The 25,343-nt window shown below is 70.7% G+C and carries 21 protein-coding genes and 4 pseudogenes; 7 read left to right on the forward strand and 18 right to left on the reverse strand.

The features are described 5' to 3' along the window. Position 1 precedes the first annotated feature (1 nt). From ACZ8AI_RS04925 to ACZ8AI_RS04955, 7 genes and pseudogenes are all read right to left on the reverse strand, one after another. Positions 2–1,415 (reverse strand): annotated as a pseudogene (locus ACZ8AI_RS04925) (cytochrome ubiquinol oxidase subunit I). Positions 1,416–1,517: 102 nt separating this feature from the next. Next, positions 1,518–2,636, reverse strand: a complete 1,119-nt coding sequence (locus ACZ8AI_RS04930) for an ABC transporter substrate-binding protein (protein WP_464856960.1) — start codon at positions 2,634–2,636, stop codon at positions 1,518–1,520. Next, positions 2,633–3,373: an ABC transporter permease gene (locus tag ACZ8AI_RS04935; RefSeq protein ID WP_464856962.1), complete on the reverse strand. Its 741-nt coding sequence runs from the start codon at positions 3,371–3,373 to the stop codon at positions 2,633–2,635. Before ACZ8AI_RS04935 ends, ACZ8AI_RS04930 begins: the two co-directional genes overlap by 4 nt. Next, a pseudogene (locus ACZ8AI_RS04940) lies at positions 3,370–3,705 on the reverse strand (ABC transporter permease subunit); the annotation flags it as partial. The gene ACZ8AI_RS04935 and the pseudogene ACZ8AI_RS04940, both read right to left, overlap by 4 nt. A 123-nt stretch (positions 3,706–3,828) precedes the next feature. Then, the gene (locus ACZ8AI_RS04945) at positions 3,829–4,092 is read right to left on the reverse strand and encodes a hypothetical protein (RefSeq protein WP_464856964.1); all 264 of its coding nucleotides are present in this window, start codon (positions 4,090–4,092) and stop codon (positions 3,829–3,831) included. Then, positions 4,089–4,958 carry an ABC transporter ATP-binding protein gene (locus ACZ8AI_RS04950; RefSeq protein WP_464856966.1) on the reverse strand — a complete coding sequence of 290 codons (870 nt, stop codon included), beginning with the start codon at positions 4,956–4,958 and terminating at the stop codon, positions 4,089–4,091. Before ACZ8AI_RS04950 ends, ACZ8AI_RS04945 begins: the two co-directional genes overlap by 4 nt. 217 nt (positions 4,959–5,175) lie before the next feature. Continuing rightward, the gene (locus ACZ8AI_RS04955) at positions 5,176–5,823 is read right to left on the reverse strand and encodes a TetR/AcrR family transcriptional regulator (RefSeq protein ID WP_464856968.1); all 648 of its coding nucleotides are present in this window, start codon (positions 5,821–5,823) and stop codon (positions 5,176–5,178) included. A gap of 145 nt (positions 5,824–5,968) precedes the next feature. Between ACZ8AI_RS04955 and ACZ8AI_RS04960 the strand changes: the two genes are divergently transcribed. After that, a complete protein-coding gene (locus tag ACZ8AI_RS04960) occupies positions 5,969–7,033 on the forward strand; it encodes an App1 family protein (RefSeq protein ID WP_464856970.1) in 1,065 nt (354 codons plus the stop codon). 100 nt (positions 7,034–7,133) lie between these two features. Further along, the gene (locus tag ACZ8AI_RS04965; RefSeq protein ID WP_464856972.1) at positions 7,134–9,023 is read left to right on the forward strand and encodes a glycoside hydrolase family 15 protein; all 1,890 of its coding nucleotides are present in this window, start codon (positions 7,134–7,136) and stop codon (positions 9,021–9,023) included. A gap of 204 nt (positions 9,024–9,227) precedes the next feature. On the opposite strand, the gene ACZ8AI_RS04970 is transcribed toward ACZ8AI_RS04965, so the two are convergent. The 8 genes and pseudogenes from ACZ8AI_RS04970 to ACZ8AI_RS05005 form a co-directional block, all read right to left on the reverse strand. Then, positions 9,228–10,127, reverse strand: coding sequence for a glucose-6-phosphate dehydrogenase (locus ACZ8AI_RS04970; RefSeq protein ID WP_464856974.1), 900 nt, complete (start codon positions 10,125–10,127; stop codon positions 9,228–9,230). Positions 10,128–10,225: 98 nt separating this feature from the next. After that, positions 10,226–10,483, reverse strand: a pseudogene (locus ACZ8AI_RS04975) (glucose-6-phosphate dehydrogenase); the annotation flags it as partial. Beyond that, entirely contained in the window at positions 10,405–10,602 is a 198-nt protein-coding gene (locus tag ACZ8AI_RS04980; RefSeq protein WP_464856976.1) for a hypothetical protein, read from the reverse strand. The gene ACZ8AI_RS04980 and the pseudogene ACZ8AI_RS04975, both read right to left, overlap by 79 nt. A 269-nt stretch (positions 10,603–10,871) precedes the next feature. Further along, complete coding sequence (locus ACZ8AI_RS04985) at positions 10,872–11,288, reverse strand: cytochrome c oxidase subunit 4 (RefSeq protein WP_071292849.1); 417 nt, start codon at positions 11,286–11,288, stop codon at positions 10,872–10,874. 4 nt (positions 11,289–11,292) lie between these two features. Beyond that, the gene (ctaD, locus tag ACZ8AI_RS04990) at positions 11,293–13,029 is read right to left on the reverse strand and encodes an aa3-type cytochrome oxidase subunit I (protein WP_464856978.1); all 1,737 of its coding nucleotides are present in this window, start codon (positions 13,027–13,029) and stop codon (positions 11,293–11,295) included. 11 nt (positions 13,030–13,040) lie between these two features. Then, positions 13,041–13,944 (reverse strand): annotated as a pseudogene (ctaC, locus tag ACZ8AI_RS04995) (aa3-type cytochrome oxidase subunit II). 269 nt (positions 13,945–14,213) lie between these two features. After that, positions 14,214–14,588, reverse strand: a complete 375-nt coding sequence (locus tag ACZ8AI_RS05000) for a HesB/IscA family protein (protein ID WP_139199979.1) — start codon at positions 14,586–14,588, stop codon at positions 14,214–14,216. Positions 14,589–14,646: 58 nt separating this feature from the next. Continuing rightward, positions 14,647–16,092, reverse strand: a complete 1,446-nt coding sequence (locus tag ACZ8AI_RS05005) for a M20/M25/M40 family metallo-hydrolase (RefSeq protein WP_464856980.1) — start codon at positions 16,090–16,092, stop codon at positions 14,647–14,649. 53 nt (positions 16,093–16,145) lie between these two features. On the opposite strand from ACZ8AI_RS05005, the gene ACZ8AI_RS05010 reads away from it, so the two are divergent. Next, a complete protein-coding gene (locus ACZ8AI_RS05010; RefSeq protein WP_071292845.1) occupies positions 16,146–16,721 on the forward strand; it encodes a DUF3043 domain-containing protein in 576 nt (191 codons plus the stop codon). A 748-nt stretch (positions 16,722–17,469) separates the two neighbouring features. Here ACZ8AI_RS05010 and ACZ8AI_RS05015 read toward each other — a convergent pair. From ACZ8AI_RS05015 to hisD, 3 genes are read right to left on the reverse strand one after another with little or no spacing between them, the layout of a single operon-like run. Beyond that, on the reverse strand, positions 17,470–18,546 hold the full coding sequence (locus tag ACZ8AI_RS05015; protein WP_464856983.1) for a quinone-dependent dihydroorotate dehydrogenase: 1,077 nt from the start codon (positions 18,544–18,546) through the stop codon (positions 17,470–17,472). Continuing rightward, entirely contained in the window at positions 18,543–19,055 is a 513-nt protein-coding gene (nrdR, locus tag ACZ8AI_RS05020) for a transcriptional regulator NrdR (RefSeq protein ID WP_464856985.1), read from the reverse strand. The genes ACZ8AI_RS05015 and nrdR overlap by 4 nt, the downstream gene beginning before the upstream one ends. Before the next feature lie 12 nt (positions 19,056–19,067). Continuing rightward, positions 19,068–20,375 carry a histidinol dehydrogenase gene (gene hisD / locus ACZ8AI_RS05025; protein WP_464856987.1) on the reverse strand — a complete coding sequence of 436 codons (1,308 nt, stop codon included), beginning with the start codon at positions 20,373–20,375 and terminating at the stop codon, positions 19,068–19,070. 65 nt (positions 20,376–20,440) lie between these two features. Between hisD and ACZ8AI_RS05030 the strand changes: the two genes are divergently transcribed. From ACZ8AI_RS05030 to ACZ8AI_RS05045, 4 genes are read left to right on the forward strand one after another with little or no spacing between them, the layout of a single operon-like run. Further along, positions 20,441–20,605, forward strand: a complete 165-nt coding sequence (locus tag ACZ8AI_RS05030; protein ID WP_464856989.1) for a hypothetical protein — start codon at positions 20,441–20,443, stop codon at positions 20,603–20,605. A gap of 23 nt (positions 20,606–20,628) precedes the next feature. Continuing rightward, positions 20,629–21,858 (forward strand): rhamnosyltransferase WsaF family glycosyltransferase, encoded by a 1,230-nt coding sequence (locus ACZ8AI_RS05035; RefSeq protein ID WP_464856991.1) that lies wholly within the window; start codon positions 20,629–20,631, stop codon positions 21,856–21,858. Continuing rightward, positions 21,855–24,071, forward strand: a complete 2,217-nt coding sequence (locus tag ACZ8AI_RS05040) for a glycosyltransferase family 2 protein (RefSeq protein ID WP_464856993.1) — start codon at positions 21,855–21,857, stop codon at positions 24,069–24,071. Before ACZ8AI_RS05035 ends, ACZ8AI_RS05040 begins: the two co-directional genes overlap by 4 nt. After that, entirely contained in the window at positions 23,965–25,266 is a 1,302-nt protein-coding gene (locus ACZ8AI_RS05045) for a glycosyltransferase (RefSeq protein WP_464856995.1), read from the forward strand. Before ACZ8AI_RS05040 ends, ACZ8AI_RS05045 begins: the two co-directional genes overlap by 107 nt. Positions 25,267–25,343: the final 77 nt, after the last annotated feature.

Genomic DNA, 25,343 nt, shown 5'->3' on the forward strand with positions numbered 1-25,343 from the left:
CTCAGTACACCGTCACTTCGTGCTTGACCTCGCCGGTCTCCTCGTCGACCTCCGCCGGGGCGGCGGGGCCCTCCTGTGCGACCTTCTTGATGAGCTTGAACTCGACGACGGCCAGCGAGCCGTAGATGAGCGTGAACACGACCAGGGAGATGAGGACCTCGAGCCCGGTCACGTTCGGCGAGACGCCGTCGCTGGTCTTGAGCAGCCCGAACACCAGCCAGGGCTGGCGGCCCATCTCGGTGAAGATCCAGCCAACGATCATCGCCGCCATCGGCAGCGGGACCGTCCAGGTCGCGATCCGCCAGACCCACCGCTTCGTCGGGAAGCGGCCCTTGCGGGTCAGCCAGAGCCCGGCGAGCGACACCATGACCGCGCCGACGCCGAGGGCGATCATCCAGCGGAACGACCAGTAGGTGACCCAGATGATCGGCTTGTAGTCGCCGGGTCCGTAGACCTGCGAGTACTGCGCCTGCAGGTCGTTGATGCCCTCGACCGTGCCGTTGAAGGTGTGCGTCGACAGGAACGAGAGCAGGTAGGGCACCCGGATCGAGAACAGCTCGTGCACGCCGTCCGGGGTACCGAGGGTGAAGATCGAGAACGAGGCGTCCTTGCCGGTGGCGGTGTTGTGCCAGCGCCTCGGCGGCGGCCATCTTCATCGGCTGCGTGTCGACCATGGTGAGGCCGAGCTGGTCGCCGGTGAGCACCGTGAGGGCACCGGCGGCGAGCATCGTCCACATGCCGAACTTCAGCGCCGGCATCATCGTCTCGAGGTTCTGGTTCCGCGCGAGGTGGTACGAGGCGACCGAGATGATGACGGCCGCGGCGACCATGAAGCACGCGAACAGGGTGTGCGGGAAGGCGGCCAGGGCGACCTTGTTGCCGAGCACGGCCCAGATGTCCGTGAGCTCCGCGCGCCCCTTGGCGGCGTTGATGGCGTACCCGACCGGGTGCTGCATGAACGCGTTCGCGGCGATGATGAAGTACGCCGACATGATCGTGCCCGCGCTGACGCACCACATCGTGGCGAGGTGGACGCCCTTCGGCAGGCGGTCCCACCCGAAGATCCACAACCCGATGAAGGCCGCCTCGAAGAAGAAGGCGAGGATCCCCTCGAGCGCGAGCGGAGCGCCGAACACGTCACCGACGAACCGGGAGTAGTTCGACCAGTTCATGCCGAACTGGAACTCCTGCACGATCCCGGTCACGACGCCCATGGCGAAGTTGATGAGGAAGATGCGCCCGAAGAACCGGGTCAGCTGGAGGTAGTGCGCCCGCCCCGTGCGGTACCAGGCCGTCTGGAACACGGCCACGACGACGGCCATGCCGATCGTCAACGGGACGAAGAGGAAGTGGTAGATCGTCGTCAGACCGAACTGCCACCGCGACAGGATGAGCGGATCGAGGATGTCGTTCATGCGGCGTGTCCGTGCCGGGTCGCCGCGCGCTGTTGGTGCACGTCAGTTGCTTCCTGTGGAGGGGGAACTTCTGGTGTCACTGGCCGTTGGGACACCTCCACGTTACCGCGCGGACACCTCACTCGACAACTTGTAGAACCCTCGGTTGCACGAACGTGCACAGGCAGTGCACGGCACAACCGTGCGGAACCGACGTGCTGCACGACTGCCCGGCGAACGACGACAGGTGCCGGGCGATTGCCCGACACCTGTCGTTTTACTATCGCTGGTCGTCCAGCCGTCCGCTAGAGCAGGTCGTTGTCCTGCAGGAACGACTTGGCCACGGAGGACGCCGACTTCTGCTCGACCGAGTTCTGTCAGGTTGAGCTCGATGAGCACGTCGGTCGTGAGGAGCTTGTTCACCTTCTCGATGGCGTCGGCCGCCTTCGAGTCGAGGCTCTTCGACACGATCGGCGTGACGTTGTTCGCCGGCACGAGGTGCTTCGGGTCCTCGAGGGTGACGAGCTTCTCGGTCTTGATCGAGGCGCTGGCGGAGTAGATGTCGGCGACCTGCGAGTCGCCGTCCTGGATCGCCTTGATCGTCAGCGGGCCGCCGGAGTCGTTCTGCTGGTTGACCTCGCCGGTGATGCCGTACTTCTCCTTGAGGCCCTTCGGACCGTAGGCGGCAGTCGCGAACTCCGGGTTGGCGGCGATCGAGATGGTGCCACCGATCTTCGACAGGTCCGCGATCGACTTGAGGTCGTACTTGTCGGCGGTCGCCTGGGTCACCGTGTAGGTGTCGGCGTCGGACGCGTCGGCCGAGGGCAGCGCCTTGACGTCGGACGGCAGCGCGTCCTTGAGGGCGGTGTTGATGCCGTCCGTCGTCGTCTCGGTGGTGGTGTCCTTGCCGTCCGCCTGGAGCAGGTAGTTCAGCAGGTTGCCGTTGTACTCGGGGAAGACGTTGATGCTCCCCTTCTCGACCTCGGGCCAGTACGCCTTGCGCTGGCCGATGTTGAGCTGCTTCTTGACGGTGAAGCCCTCGTGCTCGAGCTCCTGCGCGTACAGCTCGGCGATGATCTCGTTCGACGGGTACGCCTGCGAGCCGACGACGATGGTCTTGGAGTCCCTCCGCCGGGAGCCGGAGGAGAGCGGGTCGCTCGACGAGCAGCCCGCGAGGGCGATGGCGGCAGCGGACGCGACGGCGATCGTCGCGGCGAGGCGCCGGGTCGTTGCTGTGATCACGGGTGGGTTCCTTCCACAGGGGTTGATGCTCGTGGTGCCGAGCTACGGGTGCTCCGACGCGACGGCCGCGCCGACCCGGCGGAGACACCCGCGGGGACGGCGAGCCGCTGCAGCGCGGCGAAGACGATCTCGAACGCGATGGCGAGGGCGATCACGATGATCGAACCGCCGAGCACCTCCGCGTAGTCCTGGTTGGCGATGCCGGAGAAGGCGTAGCCGCCCAGCCCTCCGGCGTTGATGTAGGCGACGAGGGTGGCGGTCGCCACGACCTGCAGGACCGCGGCGCGGATGCCGCCGACGATGAGCGGCAGGGCGAGCAGGACCTCGACCCTGCCGAGGATCTGCCAGCCGGTCATGCCCTGCGCCTTGGCCGCGTCGATGGTGACGCGGTCGATGGCCTCGACGCCGGAGTACGCGCCGGCGAGGACCGACGGGATCGCCAGCACGACGAGGGCGATGAGCGGTGCCTGCAGCCCGAGACCGAGTGCCAACGCGAGCAGGGTCAGCAGACCGAGCGTCGGCAGGGCGCGGATGCCGCCGGAGACCCCGACGGCGATCGAGCGGCCCTTGCCGGTGTGCCCGATCAGCAGGCCGAGCGGCACGGCGATGACGACCGCGATCGCGACGGCGAGGAGCGTGATCCAGACGTGCTCCCACAGCCGGACACCGATGGCGTCAGCACCGACGTCGTTCGCGGGGTCGAAGATCCAGGCGATGCCCTGGGCGAAGAGGTTCACGCGGAGACCTCCCCGGTGCGGACGTCGTCAGCGGCGGAACGGCGGAAGCGTCGAGCGGTCCTGCCGCTCCCCCGTGTCCAGGGCATGACCAGTCGGCCGATCGCCACCAGGAGCAGGTCGAACACGAGCGCGAGCACGATCGTCAGCACGATGCCGGTCAGGATCTCGGCGCTGATCCCGCGCTTCAGCCCGTCCGTCAGCAGGAAACCGAGGTTCGGGATGCCGATGAGGGCGCCGACCGTGACGAGGCTGATCGTCGACACGGACACGACGCGGATGCCGGCGAGCAGGACCGGACCGGCGAGCGGGAACTCCACCTTGACGAAGCGCTGCGCTGGCGAGTACCTCGAGCGCCTCGGACGCGCCCACGACGTCGGAGTCGACCGCGTCGATCGCGTCCGCCGAGGACCGCGCCATCAGGGCGACGCCGAAGATCGTCATCGCGATGACCACGTTCACCGGGTCGAGGTAGCTCGTGCCGAGCACCGCGGGCAGCACCAGGAAGAGCGGCAGCGCCGGGATCGTGTAGAGCAGGCTCGCGACCACGACGATCGTCGACCCCGTCGCCCGCGCGGCCCGCGGCGCTTGCGGAGCCGGGAGACCAGCAGTCCGATCGGCACCGACAGCACGAAGCTGATGACGACCGGCGGGATCGACAGCCAGACGTGTGCGATCAGGTTGTCGCTGATCGTGTCGAGGTTCCCGAGGACCCAGTTCACGCGTCGCCCTGCTGCGCCTGCGGCACGGCTTCGGCGGCGTCCACCACCTGGACCGGCCCGGTGAGCACGCCCGCGGCACGCCCCTCGCCGTCGACGACGATCGGACCGGTCGGGGTCTGCTCGACCCGGAGGGCGCGGCGGCCGCGGCCCGCGCCGATGAAGTTCGCGACGAAGTCGTCGGCGGGTTCGGCGAGGATCTCCGCCGGCGTGCCGAGCTGGGCGATCTCGCCGCCCTTCTTCAGGATGACGACCTGGTCGCCGAGCTTGAATGCCTCGTCGATGTCGTGCGTCACGAAGACGACCGTCTTGCCGAGCTCGCGCTGCAGCCGGATGAGCTCGTCCTGCAGGTCGTTGCGGACGAGCGGGTCGACGGCGCCGAAGGGTTCGTCCATCAGGAGGATGTTCGGGTCCACCGCCAGGCCACGAGCGACGCCGACGCGCTGCTGCTGGCCGCCCGAGAGCTGCGAGGGGTACCGGTCCGCGAAGGCGCGGTCGAGCCCGACGGTGTCCATCAGCTCGAGGGCTCGCGCACGGGCCTCGGCCTTGGAGACGCCGGTCAGCAGCGGCACGGTGGCGATGTTGTCGGCGACCTTGCGGTGCGGCAGCAGCCCGGCGTTCTGCATCACGTAGCCGATCCGGCGACGGAGCTGCACGGGGTCGACGCCGGCGACGTCCTCGCCGTCGATCTCGACGGCGCCCGAACTCGGGTCCACCATCCGGTTGATCATGCGGAGCAACGTGGTCTTGCCGCAGCCACTCGACCCCACGAAGACCGTGGTGGTCCGGGAGGGGATGACGAGGCTGAAGTCGTCGACTGCGTTGGTGCCGTCCGGGTACGTCTTGCGCACACTGCGGAACTCGATCATGGGTGCCCTTCTGTTCGGAGGTAGCCCGACTCCGAGTGAGAGTACCCGTCGGGTACGACATCGGTTGCGGATGACGATCCGTGACGTGTTCCGGATGGTGCCCACGGCCCTGGAGTCGACGCGGGCCGGACCGCAGCGCCGACGCACGACGACGCCCGCGCCTCCAGTTCGGAGGGCGGGCGTCGAGGGATTGGTCCTGCTGTGCGGAACCGGGGTGTCAGTCGGCGGCGAGCACCGTCTCGAGGTGGGTGCGGCTCATCCGGCGGTACTCCTCGATCAGGGCGGTGTCGGGGTGTGCCGGGTCGCGGTGGGCGCGGGCGAGCACCGCGTGCGAGGACTCGGCGAGGACGACCCAGGTGCGGGCCATCCGCTCGCCGACCGGCAGGCCGAACCGCTCGTGCATGATCTGCGCGACGGTCCCGCCGAGGGCCGCCATGCGGTCCTCGGCGTCCCCGGTGCCGGTATCCGCGGCGTCGCCGAAGCGGATCGCGCGGAAGCCCGGCTCGGTGCGGTACATGTCGGCCGTGACGTCGATGAGGGCGTCGCAGGCCTGCTGCCAGGTCGTCGCATCGCTCTCGGCCAGGGTGCTGACGAAGCGCTCGGCGAGGCGCTGGGTGCTCCGGATCGCCAGGGCCTCGACGACGGCGATGCGGTCCGGGAAGTAGCGGTAGACGGTGCCGATGGAGGCCCCGGCCCGCTCGGCGACCATCGCGGTCGTCAGGCGCTCGAACCCGATCTCGTCGATCACCGCGGCGGCGGCGTCGAGGAGACCCGCGAGGCGCGCCGAACTGCGGGCTTGGACCGGCTCGTTCCTGAGCAGTGATGATCCCCCCGGCAGTGCGTTCGGTACCTCGGTGACGAGCACGTGTTCTCCTCTTGCGCCGACAGCGCGGTCATGTGGGTGGGCGACGCACCAACTGTCGCAGAGACCGGCTGGAATATCGCTGCGACTCTCCCAAAGCACCTGCGAGGTCGTAGGTGTCGCGGTCCGACCGTGGAATGATCGACACATGCCCGACCCGACGCCCCACGAACCGTCGCTGGCCGAGCCGATCCTGCACCGTGCCGCCCGCATCGAGGACGCCGTCCAGGAGTTCCGTGAGCACCGGGCCCGTCGCCGCGGCCTCGTGCCGACGGTGATCCCGTACACCGGCTACGGCGCCCCCGGCTGGATCCGCGTGCTGTGCCGCGTCCTCCTCACCCGACGCGGTCTCGCCTCCGACGCATCCTTCTACGGCGTCCGCGGGTGGAAGAGCTTCACGAGCGTCGCCGTCGACGACGCCGAGGTCACGATCACGGCCGGCGGGACCACCCACGTGGTGCAGTCCGACCGCGGCGGCGTGGTCGACGCGATCGTGCCGATCGACCTCGAGCCCGGCTGGCAGACGATCAAGCTCTCCGCCGGGGGCATGCGTGACGTCGAGGCCGACGTCTTCATCGTCCACCCGGACACACGCTTCGGCCTGCTGTCGGACATCGACGACACCGTGATGGTGACCTCGCTCCCCCGCCCGATGCTGGCCGCGTGGAACTCGTTCGTCCTCACCGAGCACGGTCGTCGCCCCGTCCCGGGCATGTCGGTGCTCTACGAACGCGTGCTCGCGCAGCACCCCGGCGCGCCGACGGTCTACCTGTCCACGGGTGCCTGGAACGTCGCGCCGACGCTGCAGCGCTTCCTCAGCCGGAACCTCTACCCGGCCGGTACCCTGCTCCTGACCGACTGGGGGCCCACGCACGACCGGTTCTTCCGCAGCGGGCAGCTCCACAAGCAGCAGAACCTCGAGCGCCTGGCGAAGGACTTCCCGGACGTGCAGTGGCTCCTGGTCGGCGACGACGGGCAGCACGACGAGTCGCTGTACGGCGAGTTCGCCCGGGCGCACCCCGAGAACGTCGCGGGCGTCGCCATCCGGCAGCTCTCCACCAGCGAGGCCGTCCTGGCCGGTGGTCGCTCCCGGGCGCAGGAACGCTCGCGCGAGTCGTCCGCCCCGTGGGTGTACGCCCCGGACGGCGCCGGCATCTGGTCGGAGCTGGCCCGCGTCGGTCTGGCCGAAGCCGACCCCGCCGACCCGCACTGAGCCCGACCGGCTCCCGCACCGAGGCCTGTGCGGCCCGCGCACCGTGGGACCGCACAGGCCGCTCGGCCTGGCGCACGGCCGGCGGTGGTTGGATCGCCCCATGAGCGAGGCCACCCCACCGACCAACCGCATCGAGGACCACGCGCTGATCGGTGACACGTACACCGCGGCGCTCGTCGGCCGGGACGGCACCATCGACTGGGCCTGCCTGCCCCGGTTCGACAGCCACTCGACCTTCGCGTCGATCCTCGGCACCGAGGACCACGGCCACTGGACCCTGCGCCCGACCGACCCCGACGCGACCGCCACCCGCCGGTACGACCACGACACGCTCGTGCTCTCCACGGTGTGGACGACGAGCACCGGCATCGTCGAGGTCACCGAGTTCATGCCGATCGGCGCGCACCGGGCGACGATCGTCCGCCGCGTCCGTGGCCTGCGCGGCACCGTCGAGGTCCAGCAGGTGCTCCGCATACGGTTCGACTACGCCCGAGCACTCCCCTGGGTCCGGCAGATCGGCGGCGACGAGGACCCCGCGCTGCTGGCCACGGCGGGACCGGCGTCGGTCATCGTCCGCGGGGTGCAGTTCCGGCCCGACGACCACCGGCACACCGCGACGAGCACCGTGCACGACGGCGACGTCGTCGACACCGCGCTCACCTGGTACCCCTCGCACCGCGAACCGCCGGAGCCGCTCGACGTCGACGTCGCGCTGGACCGGACCCGTGCGTGGTGGCGGGAGTGGATGGCGCCGATCCGCACCGAGGGCCGGTACGTCGAGGCGACCCGGAACTCGCTCATGTTCCTCCGCGCGATGACGCACGCCGAGACCGGTGGCGTCGTGGCCGCCGCGACCACGAGCCTGCCGGAGGACCCGGGCGGCGAACGCAACTGGGACTACCGGTACGTCTGGCTCCGCGACGCCTCACTCGCGCTCGCCTCGCTCATCGCGCACGGGTACCGCGACGAAGCGGCACACTGGCGCGGCTGGCTCCTCCGTGCGATCGCCGGTGACCCCGCCGACGTCCAGATCATGTACGGCGTGGCCGGCGAGCGGGAACTCCCCGAGCGCACGCTCGACAACCTGCCCGGCTACGACGGCTCCACGCCCGTCCGCGTGGGCAACGGCGCCTACACGCAGTACCAGGGCGACGTGTTCGGCGAGGTGCTGGCGGCCCTGCACGACGCACGCGAGCTCGGCGTCGAGGAGAACGCCGACTCCTGGGCACTGCAGCGCGCCCTGCTCGGCTACGTCGAGCAGCACTGGCAGGAGCCCGACAACGGCATCTGGGAGATGCGCGGCCCGCGCCGGCACTTCACGCACTCGCGCGCGATGATCTGGGCGGCGTTCGACCGCGGGGTCGCCGCCGTCGAGGAGTTCGGGCTCGAGGGTCCCGTCGACCGCTGGCGCACCCTCCGCGCGGCCGTACGCGACGAGATCGAGGAGCACGGCTGGAACGCGGACCGGGGCAGCTACCGGCAGCACTACGACACCGACGAGGTCGACGCGAGCCTGCTCGTCCTGCCGCAGATCGGGTACCTCAAGGCCGACGACCCGCGCATGACCGGCACCGTCGCCGCGATCGAGCAGGACCTCAGCACCGGGTCGGACGGTCTCGTCCTGCGCTACCGGACGTCCTCCGGTTTCGACGGGCTCTCCGGCGCCGAGCACCCGTTCCTGGCGTGCTCGTTCTGGCTCGTGGAGCAGTACGCCGCATCCGGCCGGGTGGACGACGCCGAACGCCTGATGGACGTGCTCACGGGCTACGCCAACGAGGTCGGCATGCTCTCCGAGGAGATCGACGTCGTCACCGGGCACCACATCGGCAACACGCCGCAGGCGCTCTCGCACCTCACCCTCGTGTCCGCCGCCGACGCCATCGCCCGGGCACGCGGTGCGGCCGCGGGTCACCGCACTCGCCTGCCGGTGCACGACGGCGGCACGCGGTCGTGGACGGGCGAGGGCGAGCGAGCGGGCAAGACCGCGTAGGCGTCCCCTGCGGCGTGCCTGGTCGTTCCGGGCGTACCCGGTCGTTCCGGGCATGGCTGGGTCGATCCGGGCGTACCTGCCCGGAAGAAACGGGCAGGTACGCCCAAATCCACACGGCAACCCACCGACGAACGCACGCACAGACGGACTGGAGGCGCGGCGCCAGCTGGCACCGCGCCTCCAGTCCGTCAGGGGGTCACCGACTCAGGACGACGATTCCCAGTCCGCCGGGCCGCGCGAACCCGCGCGGTACTCCTCGAGCGGGACCTCGTCGGCCTTCCAGGCCTTGACGACCGGCTCGACGATCTCCCAGCAACGCTCGGCCACGTCACCGCGGATCGAGAGCAGCGGGTCGTCGTGGAAGATGCCGTTGAGGACCTCGCCGTAGGGGGTGAGCTCACCGTCGGCGAACGAGGAGGACAGGGTGACCTGGCCCATCTCGAACGGGTTGCCGCCGCCGTTCGCCGACACCGTCAGCTCGATCTCGTCCGGGTTCAGGACGATGCGGAGCGTGTCCGTCTTCGGGCGACCGGACAGGCCGGAGGGCAGGCGCGTCACCGGCTTGAAGGTGATCAGGACTTCCTTGCGGCTGGCGCCGAGCGCCTTGCCGGAGCGCAGGGTGAAGGGGACGCCCTTCCAGCGCGCGGTGTCCACCTCGACCGAGATCTCGGCGAGGGTCTCCGTCTTGCGCGACTTGTCGACGCCGTCCTCGTCCTGGTACGAGGGCAGTTCCTTGCCGTCGATGGTGCCGGCCGTGTACACGGCACGACGCGACGCGACCTTCGGGTCGCCGCCCTTGAGCTCGGTCGAACGGAGCACGCGGGCCAGGGACGAACGGAACTCGACGGAGTCGATGTCCGCCGGGGCGTCCATCGTCACGATGCCGAGGATCTGCAGCAGGTGCGACTGGATCATGTCGACCATCGCGCCGGCCTCGTCGTAGTACTGCGCGCGGTTCTCGAGACCGAGGGTCTCGTCGTAGAAGATGTCGACCTTCTCGATGTTGTCCGCGTTCCAGATCGGCTCGAACAGGCGGTTCGCGAAGCGCAGACCGATGATGTTGAGGACCGTGGTGCGACCGAGGAAGTGGTCGGTGCGGTGCACGCGCTCCTCGGGGACGAGCTTGAGGACCGTCTCGTTGAGGGCCGCGCGCTCGCGACGTCGGTGCCGAACGGCTTCTCGAACGCCAGGGTCGTGCCGGCGGGGAGCTCGACGTGCTCGAGGGCCTCGCAGATGTCGGACGCGATCTGCGGCGGCAGGGCGAAGTAGAGCACCGGCTCGTTGTCCGCTGCGGCGAGCAGGGCCTTGAGGTGCTCGGGGTCGGTCGGGTCACCCTGGATGAACTCGGTCGACGCGATGGTGGCGTCGACCTCCGGGCCCTTCACGTCCTGCGACGCGAAGGACTTCGTGACGATGTCCTTCCACTGCTCCTCGCTGCGGGCGCTGCGCCCGGTGCCGATGAGCTGGACGGGGAACCGCTCGACCGCTCTGCAGGAACGTGGCCGAGGCCCGGCAGCAGCAGGCGGGAGGCGAGGTCGCCCGTCGCGCCGAAGATGATGAGAGTGCGCTTGTCGGTCACCGGGGGTGACTCCTTTCGCTGTGGTGGAGGTAGTCCGCTTGAGGGCAAGCCGTGTGCGGGCCGGATGATTCCCGGTCCGGGGACCGGGGCGCTGGTGGGGCCGTTCGTCGGGGCCGGTTGGTCGTGCGGTGCCGGTCGTGCGGTGCCGGTCGTGCGGTGCCGGTCGTGCCCGGCTGTCTGCATTGTGCCCGCTGCATCGTGCCCGGACGCACTTCGGGCGGCACCGAGGTGGTGCCGCCCGAATGTGTCAGGTGCGCTGCAGCGTCAGGTCAGTGACCGAAGTTGCCGCGGTAGTACTCGTAGACCCAGCCGACGAGGGTGACCGCCACGAGGGCGAGACCGATCGGCACGATCCAGAGGCCGGCTGCGACGCCGAGGAACACGACCGCGGTCGACCCCGCCAGCAGGATCGGCCACCACGACCACGGGCTGAAGTGCCCGAGCTCGGCGTCGCCGTCCTCGATGTTGGCGTCCGGACGGTCCTCGGGCAGCACGCCGCCCTGCGAGGACATGACCTTGCCGAGGTAGAACGCGATGAACGCGGACATGATCCCGGTGAGGCCGATGGCCACGGTGCCGACCCACTCCGGCTCGCCGTAGTAGATGAGCGACCAGATGGTGTACGCGGCGTCCGCGAGGATGAAGAACCCGAAGAGGATCCAGAACAGATTGGTGTTGGCGCGCATCGCCTTACTTCACCTCGCCCTTCGCGGCGTCGTAGGTCGGAGCGTCCGGAGCGTCCTTCGCAGGACCGACACCGATCGGCACACCCGCTTCCGGGTGGTTCAGGTCGAAGGCCGGCGACTCCGAACGGATGCGCGGGATCGACGTGAAGTTGTGCCGCGGCGGCGGGCAGCTGGTCGCCCACTCGAGCGAACGGCCGTAGCCCCACGGGTCGTTCACGGCGACCTTCGGTGCGTTCCGGGCGGTGACGTAGACGTTGAAGATGAACGGCAGGAACGAGATCGCGAGGATCATCGAGCCGATCGTCGACAGCTGGTTCATCCACGTGAAGCCGTCGTTCGGCAGGTAGGTCGCGCAGCGACGCGGCATGCCGATGACGCCCAGCCAGTGCTGGATGAGGAACGTGGTGTGGAAGCCGATGAACAGGAGCCAGAAGTGGATCTTGCCCAGACGCTCGTTGAGCATCTTGCCGGTCCACTTCGGCCACCAGAAGTAGAAGCCGGAGAACATCGCGAAGACGACGGTTCCGAAGACCACGTAGTGGAAGTGCGCGACGACGAAGTACGAGTCGGACACGTGGAAGTCGAGCGGCGGCGACGCCAGGATCACACCGGTGAGACCACCGAACGTGAAGGTGATGAGGAAGCCGATCGCCCAGAGGAGCGGGGTCTCGAAGGTCACCGAGCCGCGCCACATGGTGCCGACCCAGTTGAAGATTTTCACGCCGGTCGGGACCGCGATGAGCATCGTCATGAGCGAGAACCACGGGAGCAGGACGCCACCGGTGACGTACATGTGGTGTGCCCACACCGTGACCGAGAGGGCCGCGATGGAGATGGTCGCGTAGACGAGCGTCTTGTAGCCGAAGATCGGCTTGCGGCTGAAGACCGGGAAGACCTCGGAGACGATGCCGAAGAACGGCAGCGCGATGATGTAGACCTCGGGGTGGCCGAAGAACCAGAAGAGGTGCTGCCAGAGCAGTGCCCCACCGTTCGCCGGGTTGAAGATCTGGGCGTCGAACACGCGGTCGAGACCGAGGCCGAACAGGGCTGCCGCGAGGACCGGGAAGGCCATGAGCACGAGCAGCGCCGTCACGAGGGTGTTCCACGTGAAGATCGACATGCGGAACATCGTCATGCCCGGGGCGCGCATGGTGATGATCGTCGTGATGAAGTTCACGGCGCCGAGGATCGTCGAGAAGCCGGTCAGGCCGAGCCCGAAGACCCACAACGTGCCGCCGAGCCCTGGTGTGAACGTCGTGTCACTGAGTGGCGCGTAGGCGAACCAACCGAACGACGCGGCGCCCTGCGGGGTGAGGAAGCCACCCACGGCGATGAGCGCACCGAACACGTAGAGCCAGAAGGCGAAGCCGTTCAGACGCGGGAAGGCGACGTCCGGCGCACCGATCTGCAGCGGCATGATCGCGTTCGCGAAGCCCGAGAAGAGCGGCGTCGCGAACAGCAGCAGCATGATCGTGCCGTGCATCGTGAAGAGCTGGTTGTACTGCTCCTTCGTCGCGACCACGTGCAGGCCGGGCTCGAAGAGCTGGGCGCGGATCACGAGCGCCATCACACCCGCGAGCAGGAAGAAGATGAACGAGGCGATCAGGTACATGTACCCGATGGTCTTGTGGTCCGTGGAGGTGATCCACCGGACGATGATGTTGCCCTTCCGGCCGACCTTCGACGCCTGGAAGTCCGGCGTCGAGGGCCTGGTCGGCTGGCCGACGAGTGACGTTGTCATCAGACGAGCCCCTACTTGTTCTCGCTCGACGCCGTGACGGGCGCCTTGTTGTTCGGTTCGTTGGTGTTGGTGTTGTACTCGTTGCCGAGCAGACCGACCTTGCCCTGGTCCTTGAGGTCCGCGAGGTACTGGTTGTACTCGGTCGGCGTGACGACCTTCACCTGGAAGAGCATGAGCGAGTGGTACTCACCGCAGAGTTCCGCGCACTTGCCCTGGTACGTGCCGAGCTTCTCCGGGATGAAGTACTCGTAGTTCGTCTTCCCCGGGGAGCATGTCCTTCTTGTACAGGAAGTCGATGATCCAGAAGGAGTGGTCGACATCGCGCGAGGAGAGCTCGATCTTGACCTTCTTGCCCTGGGGCAGGTACAGGGTCGGCAGCTGCGACTCGTCGATGGCCCCGTTGGCGTTCTCTTCTTCCTGGGCCTGGATGCCCTGGTAGTAGACGCTCTCGTCGGGGTTCTTCTGGTCGATGTAGTTGAAGTCCCACGCCCAGCGCTTGCCGTACACGTGCACGGTGGCGTCCGGGTTGGTGAAGGGCTTCTCGATCGCGGCCTGGTCCTTCGCGGTGAAGGCGAAGAAGCCGAGCACCAGGATCAGCGGCACGATCGTGTAGAAGATCTCGAGCGGCATGTTGTACCGCATCTGCACCGGCAGGCCGGTCTGGCCCTTGCGGCGGCGGTAGACGATGGCGGCCCAGATGATGAGGCCCCACACGATCAGACCGACCGCGAGCAGGACGACCCAGCTGGTGGTCCACAGGCCGACGATTCGGCTCGTGTGGTTGGTGACGTCCTTCGTCTCCTCCGTGCCGGGGAGCCATCCGTTCAACTGCTGCTGCGTGCAGCCAGCCAGTGCGATGACCAGACCGACGGCCACCGGGACGGCCGCCCAACGTATACGGCGATTCGAACGCACTGTTACCTCTCGGAAGACGTGAAACCGGCACAGCCTGCGACGCAGAGGTCGCGCATGGCTGACTTCCAGGTTGGTTGGAACACTCCTAGCTTACTCGCAGCTCGACACCGCTTGCGCACACGCGACACGCTCCGAGCCGCGATGCGCACCCCGATGGCCCCGTTTTCCCTGGTCATGCCCGGAGCTGCGCGGGGGCACGCCCGGAGAACACACGAGCGGGGAGCGACCAGTGTCGGTCGCTCCCCGCTCGTGAACCGGATCGGCGTCGCTCAGTGGAAGCTGTCACCGCACGCGCAGCTGCCCTGCGCATTGGGGTTGTCGATGGTGAAGCCCTGCTTCTGGATGGTGTCCTCGAAGTCGATCGAGGCACCGTCGAGGTACGGGACGCTCATCTTGTCCACGACGACCTCGACGCCGTCGCCGAACTCGACGGCGGCGTCACCGTCGAGCAGACGCTCGTCGAAGTAGAGCTGGTAGATCAGGCCCGAGCAGCCACCGGGCTGCACGGCGAGGCGGAGGCGGAGGTCGTCGCGACCCTCCTGCTCGAGGAGGCTCGCCACCTTCGCCGCGGCCGCGTCGCTGAGCAGGACGCCGTGCGACGGCGCCTCGGTCGTCGGTGCGTTGTCGGTGATGGTGTCGCTCATCCGCGCGTCTCCCTCCGGGCGGTGTGGTTCACCGCGCCTGCGTCGATTGTAAGCACCGTCACCCGCGAGTCGCGAGACGCGCCAGCAGGATCGTCTCGGAGGCGATGGCCCGGTGCAGGACACCGAGGTGCTGGGACTCGTTCGGGCTGTGCGCCCGGGTGTCCGGGTCCTCGACGCCGGTGACCAGGATCTGGGCGTCCGGGAACTCGGCGGCCAGATCGGACACGAACGGGATCGAGCCGCCGATGCCCTGCTCGACCGCCTCGTTGCCCCAGCCCTCGGCCATGGCGATCCGCGCCTCCTGGACGGCCCAGCCGGCGGTGTCGACGAGGAAGCCGTCACCGGCGTCCGGCTCGGAGATCTCCAGCCGCGCGCCGAACGGCACGTGGGCGCGCAGGTGCCGCTCGACGGCCGCGTAGGCCTCGGTCGCGGCCTGGCCGGGCGCGACCCGGATCGAGACGCGGGCGGACACGGTCGGCAGGAGGGTGTTCGAGGCGTTCGCGACGCTCGGGACGTCCATGCCGGTCACGGTGATCGACGGCTGGAACCACATCCGCGACAGCACCTGGCCACGACCGACCGGGCTCACCCCCGGCAGCAGCGCGGCGTCCTTCGCGAGCTCCGCGTCGGAACGGTCCGGGACGTCGGCCTCGTACGAGGTCAGGCCGTCGACCGCGACCGACCCCGCGTCGTCGTGCAAGGAGGCGAGCAGGCGCACCATCGGGATCATCGCGTCCGGGGCCGCTCCCCCGAACATGCCGCTGTGGCTCGCGTGCTCGAGCGTCGTCAGGGTGAGCTTGAACGTGACGTTGCCACGCAGTGACACCGTGATCGACGGCACCTCGGTGGACCAGTTGTCGCTGTCGGCCACCACGATGACGTCCGCCGCCAGGTGCTCCTTCTGCTCGCGCAGGAACGTGCGGAACGACCGGGAGCCGAACTCCTCCTCGCCCTCGACGAACAGCACGACCCCGAGGTCGAGGTCGTCACCGAACTGCGCGTGGAGCGCCCGCAGCGACGCGATGTGGGTCATCACGCCGGCCTTGTCGTCCGAGGCGCCGCGGCCGTACAGCCGGTCGCCGCGGAGCGTCGGCTCGAACGGGGGCGTCTCCCACAGCGCGTCGTCGCCCTGCGGCTGCACGTCGTGGTGGGCGTAGAGCATCACGGTGGGCTTGCCGTTGCGGGCCGGGCGGACGGCGAGCACGGCGGGCTGCCCGAGCTCTCCGCCGGACGACTCGACCTGCGCGGTGTCGCCGGAGACCGCCGACCGGACGATGCGGACGTCGTCCGCGCCGAACACGCCCGTCGAGCGCGCGAGGTCCGCCACGGCCTCGGCGCTGGCCCGCACGTTCGCCGGGTCGAAGGCCGACCAGGACACCGACGGCAGCCGCACCAGCGCGGACAGATCGGCGATCGTGGTGGGCAGCGCGCCCTGCACGTGTTCGCGCAGGGCGTCGAGGAGCGCGGGGTCGGTCGCGGGGCTGTGCTGTTCGGTGTCGGTCATGCCCGGTAATCTAGAGGACGATCCAGCACGCACACCGCCGTTAGGAACGCACCGTGGCGAAGGCAGCCCCCAAGACCAACACGACCGTGAACCCCTCTGAGGAAGAACTCCTCGAGCAGGGCAAGGGCCGTCCGACGCCGACCCGTCGGGAGCGAGAGGCAGCCAACCGCCGTCCCATCGTCGGCGGCTCGTCCGAGGACAAGAAGGCCGCGCGCGCCCGCCTCACCAACGAGCGCGAGAAGGCCCGCGTCGGCATGGCCAACGGCGAGGAGCGCTACCTCCCCGCGAAGGACAAGGGCGAGCAGCGCAAGTTCGTGCGCGACTGGATCGACGCCCGCTGGAACGTCGGCGAGATCATGATGCCGGTGCTGGTGCTGTTCCTGATCGTCGGGTTCGCGGCCTCGCAGACCGTCATCGCCTCGTACGCGCTGCTGCTCGTGTGGGCGTTCGTCGCCCTCTTCGTGCTCGACTGCATCGTGCTGTGGCTGTCGTTCCGCAAGAAGCTGACCGCCAAGTTCGGCTCGATGCAGCGCGGGACGTTCCTCTACATCCTCACGCGCGCATGGCAGCTGCGCTTCCTGCGCCTGCCGAAGCCGCAGGTCAAGCGCGGGCAGTACCCCACCCGCTGACCCTCCACGAAGCGCCGTCCGGCCTGCCAGGCGGCGCTTCGTCGCGTCCGGCGCGTGCGCGGCGGGCGCTCGAGATCGCACAACGTGCCGCCCGACGCCGCCCACGGCGACACATCGTGCGATCTCGCCGCACCGCACGCGGCGCGTCGGGCGACCCCGACCCAAGTGACGTCCGGCGGGCGCGGGCGCGCGAGGCGCCCGCGAGATCGCACAATGTGCCGCCCGAGCCCGCCCACGGCGACACATCGTGCGATCTCGCCGCACCGCACGCGGCGCGTCGGGCGACCCCGACCCAAGTGACGTCCGGCGGGCACGGCCGCGCGAGGGCGCCCTCGAGATCGCAGAATGTGCCGCCAGACGCCGCCCACGACGACACATCGTGCGATCTCGACGCCCCACACACGGCGCGTCGTGCGACCTCGACGCACCCCGCGCCCGGCACGCCGGCACGCCGGCACGCCCTCGAGATCGCACAATGTGCCGCCCGAGCCCGCCGACGGCGACACATCGTGCGATCTCGCCGCATCGCACGCGGCGTGTCCTGCGACCTCGACGCACCACCGACGGCCTGGAGGCGCGGTGCGGGGCCGACCCGCGCCTCCCGGCCGTCACCTGGTCACGCCGCGCCGGGGGCGACCCCGCGAGCGGGCCCGATACGACCGGCCCTGCCCCCTCGGCGAACCTGAGCGGCGAGTCCCGCCCTTCCGTAGGACGGGGACGCCGAACCCGGGACGCCAGGACCGCAGCGTCAGCGCGCAGCGCGCCGCAACCGCCGACGCCGCAGCCGGCTGATCCGCGTCGCCCAGGTCGGCCCCTCGTAGAGGAACGCCGTGTAGCCCTGCACGAGCGTGGCCCCCGCGTCGATCCGGTCCTGCACGTCCTGCTCGCTCGTGACTCCCCCGACGGCGATGACGCAGAAGTCCGACGGCACGGCGGCCCGGACACGGCGGAGGACCTCGAGCGATCGCGCGGCGACCGGCGCGCCGGAGAGTCCTCCGGTGCCCATCGCCTCGACCTCGGACGCCAGCGTGGTGAGCCCCGAGCGCGAGATCGTCGTGTTGTTCGCGATCACCCCGGACAGCCCGAGCTCCACCGCGAGCCCGGCGATGGCGTCGATCTGCTCGTCGTCGAGGTCGGGCGCGATCTTCACGAGCACGGGGACCCGACCGGCGGCGTCGTGCACGGCGCTGAGCAGCGGGCGGAGCTGGTCGAGCTCCTGCAGGCCGCGGAGCCCCGGCGTGTTCGGCGAGCTGACGTTGACCGCCAGGTAGTCGGCGAAGGGCGCGAGCCGTCGGGTGGACTCGAGGTAGTCGTCGATCGCGTCGGCGACGTCGACGACCCGGCTCTTGCCGATGTTGACGCCGATGACCGGGCGACCGGGGTTCCGGCGCGCGCGTTCGAGCCGGCGGGCGGCCGCGGCGGCGCCGTGGTTGTTGAAGCCCATCCGGTTGATGAGCGCGCGGTCGGCGATGAGCCGGAAGAGCCGTGGCCGTTCGTTGCCGGGCTGCGCCTTGGCGGTGATGGTGCCGACCTCGACGTGCCCGAAGCCGAGGACCCCGAGTCCGGCGATGCCGCGGGCGTCCTTGTCGAACCCGGCGGCGAGGCCGAAGCGCGACGGGAAGTGGATGCCCATCGTGGTGACGCCGTCGAGTGCCGACGGGCGGGAGTACCGCTCGACCACCCGGCCGACGAACGGCACGTGCGGCAGCACCTTGATCACGGCGAACGCGACGTGGTGGGCGCGCTCGGGGTCCATGTTGGCGAACACGGACCGGAAGACGACGGCGTAGGCGCCGCGGACGAGTCGTTCCGCGATGCCGCTCATGCGCCAGCACCGGCGGACGCCGGGGCATCCGCCGCGCCGGAGTCGGCGTCGGTCCGGCGGCCGTGGTGGTCGATCCGGAGCTGCGTGATGGCGTCCTCGAAGTCGTCGAGCGAGTCGAACGCCTGGTAGACGCTGGCGAACCGCAGGTAAGCGACCTCGTCGAGCTCGCGGAGCGGCGCGAGGATCGCGAGGCCGATGTCGTTCGCGTCGATCTGGCTCGAGCCCGAGGCGCGGACCGTCTCTTCCACCCGCTGCGCGAGCACCGCGAGGTCGCCGTCGGTGACCGGTCGGCCCTGGCACGCCTTGCGGACGCCGGACACGATCTTGTCGCGGCTGAACGGTTCGGTGACGCCGTTGCGCTTCACCACGTTGAGCGATGCGGTCTCGGTGGTCGAGAAGCGGCGCCCGCAGTTGGGGCACTGGCGGCGGCGGCGGATGGAGGTTCCGTCGTCGCTCGTCCGGGAGTCGACGACGCGGGAGTCCGGGTGGCGGCAGAAGGGGCAGAACATGGCGTCCCCAGGCTATCGGTTCGTGCGCTCCGTCACGGCGGCGCCGTGCGCGGGGAGCTGTTCCTCGGTGGCGAGGGCGACGATGTGCGACCCGACCTCGGCGAGGGCGTCCGCCGTGTAGCGGATGACCTGCTGCGGGCGGAGGAACGTCGACGCGGACAGCCCGGAGCCGAAGCGCGCCTGGCCCCCGGTCGGCAGGACGTGGTTCGAGCCGGCCAGGTAGTCGCCGAGGCTGACGGGCGTGCTCGGCCCGACGAACACCGCACCGGCGGCGTCGATCTGCGCGAGCACCGCGTCGTCGTCGGCGGTCTGGATCTCGAGGTGCTCCGGCCCGTAGGCGTTGCTCACGGTCGCGGCGTCGGCGAGCGAGTCCACCAGCACGACGGCCGACTGCGGTCCGTCGAGTGCGGTCTGGAGGCGCGCAGCCGTCCCCAGGGACGCCACCCGCGACGGGATGGCTGCCTCTACCGCGTCGGCGAACGCCGCCGACGTCGTCACGAGCACACTGCCGGCCTGCTCGTCGTGCTCGGCCTGGCTGATGAGGTCGGCGGCGACGTACCCGGGGTCGGCGGTGTCGTCGGCGATCACGAGGATCTCGGTCGCGCCGGCCTCGGAGTCGATGCCGACGGTGCCGCGCACGATCCGCTTCGCCGCGGCGACGTAATTGTTGCCCGGCCCGGTGACGAGGTCGACGGGCTCGAGGCCGATCGACGCCACGCCGTACGCCAGCGCACCGATCGCGCCGGCACCGCCCATCGCGTAGACCTCGTCGATTCCGAGGAGCCCCGCGGCCGCGAGGATCGTCGGGTGCACCGCGCCGCCGTGGTCGCGCTGCGGCGGGGACACGAGGGCGATCGACCCGACGCCGGCGACCTGCGCGGGGACGACGTTCATGACGACGCTGGACGGGTAGACGGCCTTGCCACCGGGGACGTAGAGCCCGACGCGGCGCATCGGCTGCCAGCGCTGGTGCACCTCGGCGCCGTCGGCCAGGGTCGTCACCGACGGCGACGGGACCTGGGCGGCACTCGCTGCCCGGACGCGGCGGATCGCTTCGTCGAGCGCGTCGCGGAGCGCCGGGGTCAGCCCGGCGACGGCCGCGGCGATCTCGGCGGCGGGGACGCGGACGTTCGCCGGCGCTCCCCCGTCGAACCGCTCGGCCTGCTCGCGGAGCGCGTCCGCGCCGTCGTGCCGGACGGCCTCCACCAGCTCGCGTGCGGCGTCGACCGCGTGCGAGACGTCGCCGACGGCCCGGGGCATGAGTCGGAGGAGTTCGGCACGGGCGGGCAGGCCGCCGCGGAGGTCGATTCGCTGCATCATCAGGGGCACAAGCCTACCGAGCGGGTCGGACGGAAGACCTCCCGCGCCCAGTAACGTGAGTGTCGATGAACTTCGAGAAGGCACGGCGCCTCGTCGGCGACCTGGTGCGCGTGAACGAACGGTACGCGCGCGACGGCCACTACCGGAACGACGTCCGCGAACGACTCGGCCGGACGGTGTCCCGCGTGGACGTCGGGGTGGCCCGCCGCGAGCGTGACCGGGCACCCTGACCGCACGGCCGTTCGAGGGCCTGGTGGAGACGAGCCTGGCGATCGCCGGCATCCGCACCGTGGACCGGACGCCCGAGGTGGTCCTCGTCGTCGACGAGCTCCGCGAGGGTGCCGCGTTCGCCGGCGTGCAGACCGCCCTCGCGGTGGCGCTCGCGCTCGGTGCACGGCTCGGCCGCCGGGTGCGCGTCGTGATGGTGCGGTGGACGACCCCGGGCAACTCCGCCGCGGCCGCCGAGGCGCTGATCGCGGACCGCTTCCCGGAGTCCCGGGTCGACGGGCGCCCCGGCGTGCGGGTCGTGCGGCGCGAGGACGTGCTCGGCACCGAGTTCGGCCACGACGACGTCTGGATCGCCACGCACTGGAAGACCGCGCACCCGATCGACGTCGCCGCCGGGGTGGTCCCCCGCGACCGCGTCGTGTACCTCGTGCAGGACTACGAACCCGGCTTCAGCCCCTGGTCGACCGAGTACGCCGTCGCCGCCTCGACCTACCGCGCCGGCTTCCGGATGCTCGTGAACTCGGAGCCGCTCCGCAAGTACCTCGCCGACGTCGAGGGGCTGGACGTCCCGCCGGAGCGCACGTTCGCGCCGCACCTCGACGTCGAGCTGCTCGAACGCGTCGCCGGAGCCCGGACGCGCGACGACGTGGTCCGCGTCCTCTTCTACGGCCGGCCGAGCAAGCACCGGAACCTGTTCCGGCTCGGCGTCGCAGCCCTCCGCGTGGCGGTGCAGGAGCTCGCGGCGGACGGCATCCGGGTCGAGTTCCACTCCGCGGGCGAGCAGCACGGCGACGTCGAGCTCGACGGTGGCCAGGGCGACGTGAAGCTCGTGAGCCACGGCACGATGCCGTGGGACGACTACTTCCGGTTCATCGCGTCGACCAACGTGGTGCTCTCGCTGCAGCACAGCCCGCACCCCAGCCACCCGCCGTTCGACGGTGCGATCTCCGGCGCCCGCGTGGTAACGAACGAGTTCCGCGACACCCGCGGGCACCTGCACCCGAACCTGACCGCCGTGCCGGCGGACGCCCGGTCCCTCGGGCTCGCCGTCGCCGACGCCGTCCGGCAGGCCGCTGCGAACGGTCCGACGGGCTTCGTCCCGCTCGCGGACGGCGCGCTCGGCGGGCCGCTCGACGCCGCGGTCGACGCGGTGGCCACCGCGCTGGAAGCGGGAACCACCGCACCGACCGCGGGAACCGCCGCGCGCGAAGCCGACCAGTCAGTGAACGACCCGGACCAGGAGTCCTCCCGATGACCCGTCCCACCTTCGTCGTCGTGCCGGTGTACGGCGACCTCGAGTCCCTGCTCCGCTGCGTCGACGGGCTCCTCGAGCACCTCGACACCGATCGGCACCGTGCGCTGTTCGTCAACGACTGCGGCCCCGACGCCGACCCGATCGAGCGCGCCCTGCTCGAGCGCATCGGCGACCGCCCCGGATTCCGGTACGAGCGCAACGACCACAACCTCGGCTTCGTCGGCACCTGCAACCGTGCGGTCACCGAGCTCGACCCGGGCACGGACGGCGAGGCCGTCCTGCTGCTCAACAGCGACGCGGTGCCGACCGCGGGCTTCCTCGACGCGATGCTCGAGGTCCTCGACGAGGACCGCACCGGCGTCGTGACCGCGCGGAGCGACAACGCGACGATCGCGAGCATCCCGTACCGCCTGACGAACCGGGGCGCCGCCCGGACCGAGGCCCGGACCCGCGCGGTCTGGGGCGCGCTCGCGCCGCTGCTGCCCGTCTCGCAGGTCCTGCCCGTCGCGATGGGCTTCTGCTTCCTCACCCGCCGCGAGCTCATCACCGAGCACGGGCTCTTCGACGAGGCGTTCGCGCCCGGCTACGGCGAGGAGAACGACTACTGCCTGCGCATCGCCGCGCACGGCTGGCTCGCGAAGATCGCGAACCACGCCCTCGTCCTGCACGCCGGCGGCAAGAGCTTCTCCGGCAACCGCAACGCCCTGCGGGCGGCACACCAGCGCGAGCTCGAGCGCCGCTACCCGTTCCTGCCCGACGCCGTGGCCGCGTACCAGCGGCACGGCACGACCGCGACGGAGCGGTTCGCCGACGCGCTGGTCCCCACCGGCGACACGCCCCGGCTCGCCGTGGACCTGCGACACGTCGCGGACGCAGACGCGCTCGTCCGCCAGATCGACGCGGCTTTCGGGGACGGGTTCGCCCTGGAGGCGCGGCTCCCCTCCGGCACGTCGGCCCCGGCCGCGTGGACCGTCACCACCGACGACCCCAACCCGGACGACCTCGTCACCGTCGCCGTGCTCGTGGACCCGACCCCGGCCGAGGTCGTCCTGGCGAACCGCCGTGCGCTCCACCTGGTCGTCGTGCGCTCCGCTGCCCCGGCCCTCCCGTGGTCGTCGCGGGCGCACCGGTCCGGCGCCGACACGGTCGCGCCGCTCGTCGACCGCTTCGCCGTGGTCGTCGCGCCGGACGCCGTCGCCGAGGCACGTGCCGGTCTCGACCGCGCCCTCGCCGAACCCCTCGAGCGCAGCGCCGAGACCCTCGAGCGCGGTGGGCAGCGCTGCTCCCCCTCGACCTCACCGCCGCCGAGATCGCGCGGGACAACGCCTCCGACGAGGTCACGCGCCTGCGCCGCGAGCTCGACGACCTCCGCGCCAGCCGGTCGTTCCGCACCGGTCAGGCGATCGCCAAGGTCGCCTCGCGTCTGCCGGGTCGCCGCTGATGGCCGACCGCGGGGGCATCGGACGGGTCGCACGCCGGCTCGCTCGGCAGTTGCGGGGGCCAGAGAAGCCGCTGACCGTCACCGACCGGCTCGACCGCTGGGCCCGTCGGATCGCCGAGTTCGGGGTGCTCGACCGCGGGTACCTCGAGGCGCAGACCGGCCGGACCTTCGCGACGGACGACGAGGCGATCTCGTTCTACGTGCACAACGACGGGCAGCGCGGCCTGTCGCTCAGCCCGCTCGTCGAGCACGAGTGGATGCGCGAGCACCAGCCCGTGCCCGCGATGTCCTGGTACGACGCCCTGCACCAGGAGGGCCCCGAGCTCTTCCAGACCGGACCGCTGTTCGACGCCGGCGTGTACGCCGCCTCGGTACCGGCGGCCGACCGCCCGACGTCCACGCTGGGTGCACTCCGCCACTTCCTGCAGAACGCGACGGACGCGACCGCGCTCCCCGTGCCTCCAGGCCGTCGCGGCCCGGCACCCACCTGGGGCGCCGCGCGCGAGGCGGCCGTGCTGGCAGCCCGCGCCTTCGCCGACGCGCAGCACCGGACCCGACGTCGGTACCGCTCCACGTGGGACGGCCCCGACGCGGCCGAGGCGCTCGCGCGCTACCCGCGCGGCGTCGCCCGTCGCGACGCCGAGCAGCCGCTCGTGTCCGTGGTGATGCCGGTCTACCGGCGCGCCGACGCGGTCGGTGCGGCGATCGACTCGGTCCGCGCACAGCAGCACACCAACTGGGAGCTCGTCGTCGTCGACGACGGATCCGGTGACGAGACCGCCGAGGTCGTGCGCGGCATCGCCGCGGACGAGCCGCGGATCCGCCTGATCGAGCGCGAGAACGGCGGCGCCGGGGCCGCGCGGAACACCGGGCTGGCGGCCGTCCGGGGCGACTTCGTGGCCTTCCTCGACGCCGACAACACCTGGCGGCCCGAGCACCTGTCCGCCGCGCTCGCTGCCCTGCTGGAAACCGACGGCCCGGGCGTGCACACCGCCGTCCGGATGATCGGCGCGAACAACGCCGACGACTCGACCGCGCCCGTGGAGACGTACCGCGGCGAGGACGGCTCCCTGGAGGACCTGCTCGCCGGCAACTTCATCGACCTCAACGTGCTCGTCGTCCGACGCGACGTCGCCGCGGCCGTCGGACCGTTCGACGAGACCCTCCGGCGCTGGATCGACTGGGAGTGGCTCCTCCGGATCGGCGAGCGGTTCGGCGTCCCCGCCTACGTGCCCGTGCTCGGTGTGGACTACGACAACGTGCGCGACCCGCGCCGTGTCTCGTCCGCGCAGCCGGCCTCGTGGCAGGAAGTCGCGCTCGCCCGCCACCGCATCGACTGGGACGCCCTGGCCGCGGCGGCGCCGACCCGAGACGCGGCGCTTGTGTCCGTCGTCATGCCGGTCTACCGCGACTGGACGATGACGCGCCGCGCCGTGGACGCGGTGCTCGGCGCCGCCGACCACGACGGCGACCGCGTCGAGGTCGTGCTCGTCGACAACGGGTCGCCGCGCTCGGTGTCCGCCATCCTCGGCGCCTGGTTCCGCGACGAGCCGCGGGTGGTCCTGCAGCGCGAGGACCGGAACCGGAACTTCGCGCTCGGCAGCGACCTCGGGCTCGCCCGGTCCTCCGGTGGCACCGTCGTGATGCTCAACAACGACACCGAGGTGACCACGGGGTGGCTCCGGCCCTCGTCGCCGCGCTGGACGACCGCGCGGTCCTCGGCGCCCAGCCGCTGCTGCTCTACCCCGACGGCGTCGTGCAGGCCGCCGGCACCGTGTTCGGCGGCGACAAGGTGCTGCCGTGGCACTTCCTCGGGGACCACCCGCGGCACGATGCGACGCGCTTCTTCGCTGGGGGTGCCGGCGGTGCCGGCGGTGCTCGGGATGCCGGCGGTGCCGGGAGTGCCGGCTCTGCTCGGTTCTCGGCGATCACCGCTGCCGCCGCCGCCTTCCGGGCCGCCGACCTGATCCGCTGGCACGGGTTCGACCCCGTCTACGCCAACGGGCTCGAGGACGTCGACCTGTGCCTCCGGGCGCTGTCGTCG

The sequence above is a fragment of the Curtobacterium sp. AC273 genome (genome assembly GCF_979253735.1).

Excerpts from the sequence above, each read along its gene's own strand:
- nrdR (WP_464856985.1), bottom strand. The coding sequence starts at position 19,055 with ATGTTCTGCCCCTTCTGCCGCCACCCGGACTCCCGCGTCGTCGACTCC.
- ACZ8AI_RS05005 (WP_464856980.1), bottom strand. The coding sequence starts at position 16,092 with ATGACCGACACCGAACAGCACAGCCCCGCGACCGACCCCGCGCTCCTC.
- ACZ8AI_RS05045 (WP_464856995.1), top strand. The coding sequence starts at position 23,965 with ATGCCGGTCTACCGGCGCGCCGACGCGGTCGGTGCGGCGATCGACTCG.
- ACZ8AI_RS05030 (WP_464856989.1), top strand. The coding sequence starts at position 20,441 with ATGAACTTCGAGAAGGCACGGCGCCTCGTCGGCGACCTGGTGCGCGTG.
- ACZ8AI_RS04960 (WP_464856970.1), top strand. The coding sequence starts at position 5,969 with ATGCCCGACCCGACGCCCCACGAACCGTCGCTGGCCGAGCCGATCCTG.
- hisD (WP_464856987.1), bottom strand. The coding sequence starts at position 20,375 with ATGATGCAGCGAATCGACCTCCGCGGCGGCCTGCCCGCCCGTGCCGAA.
- ctaD (WP_464856978.1), bottom strand. The coding sequence starts at position 13,029 with ATGACAACGTCACTCGTCGGCCAGCCGACCAGGCCCTCGACGCCGGAC.
- ACZ8AI_RS05040 (WP_464856993.1), top strand. The coding sequence starts at position 21,855 with ATGACCCGTCCCACCTTCGTCGTCGTGCCGGTGTACGGCGACCTCGAG.
- ACZ8AI_RS05015 (WP_464856983.1), bottom strand. The coding sequence starts at position 18,546 with ATGAGCGGCATCGCGGAACGACTCGTCCGCGGCGCCTACGCCGTCGTC.
- ACZ8AI_RS04950 (WP_464856966.1), bottom strand. The coding sequence starts at position 4,958 with ATGATCGAGTTCCGCAGTGTGCGCAAGACGTACCCGGACGGCACCAAC.
- ACZ8AI_RS05000 (WP_139199979.1), bottom strand. The coding sequence starts at position 14,588 with ATGAGCGACACCATCACCGACAACGCACCGACGACCGAGGCGCCGTCG.
- ACZ8AI_RS04985 (WP_071292849.1), bottom strand. The coding sequence starts at position 11,288 with ATGCGCGCCAACACCAATCTGTTCTGGATCCTCTTCGGGTTCTTCATC.
- ACZ8AI_RS04965 (WP_464856972.1), top strand. The coding sequence starts at position 7,134 with ATGAGCGAGGCCACCCCACCGACCAACCGCATCGAGGACCACGCGCTG.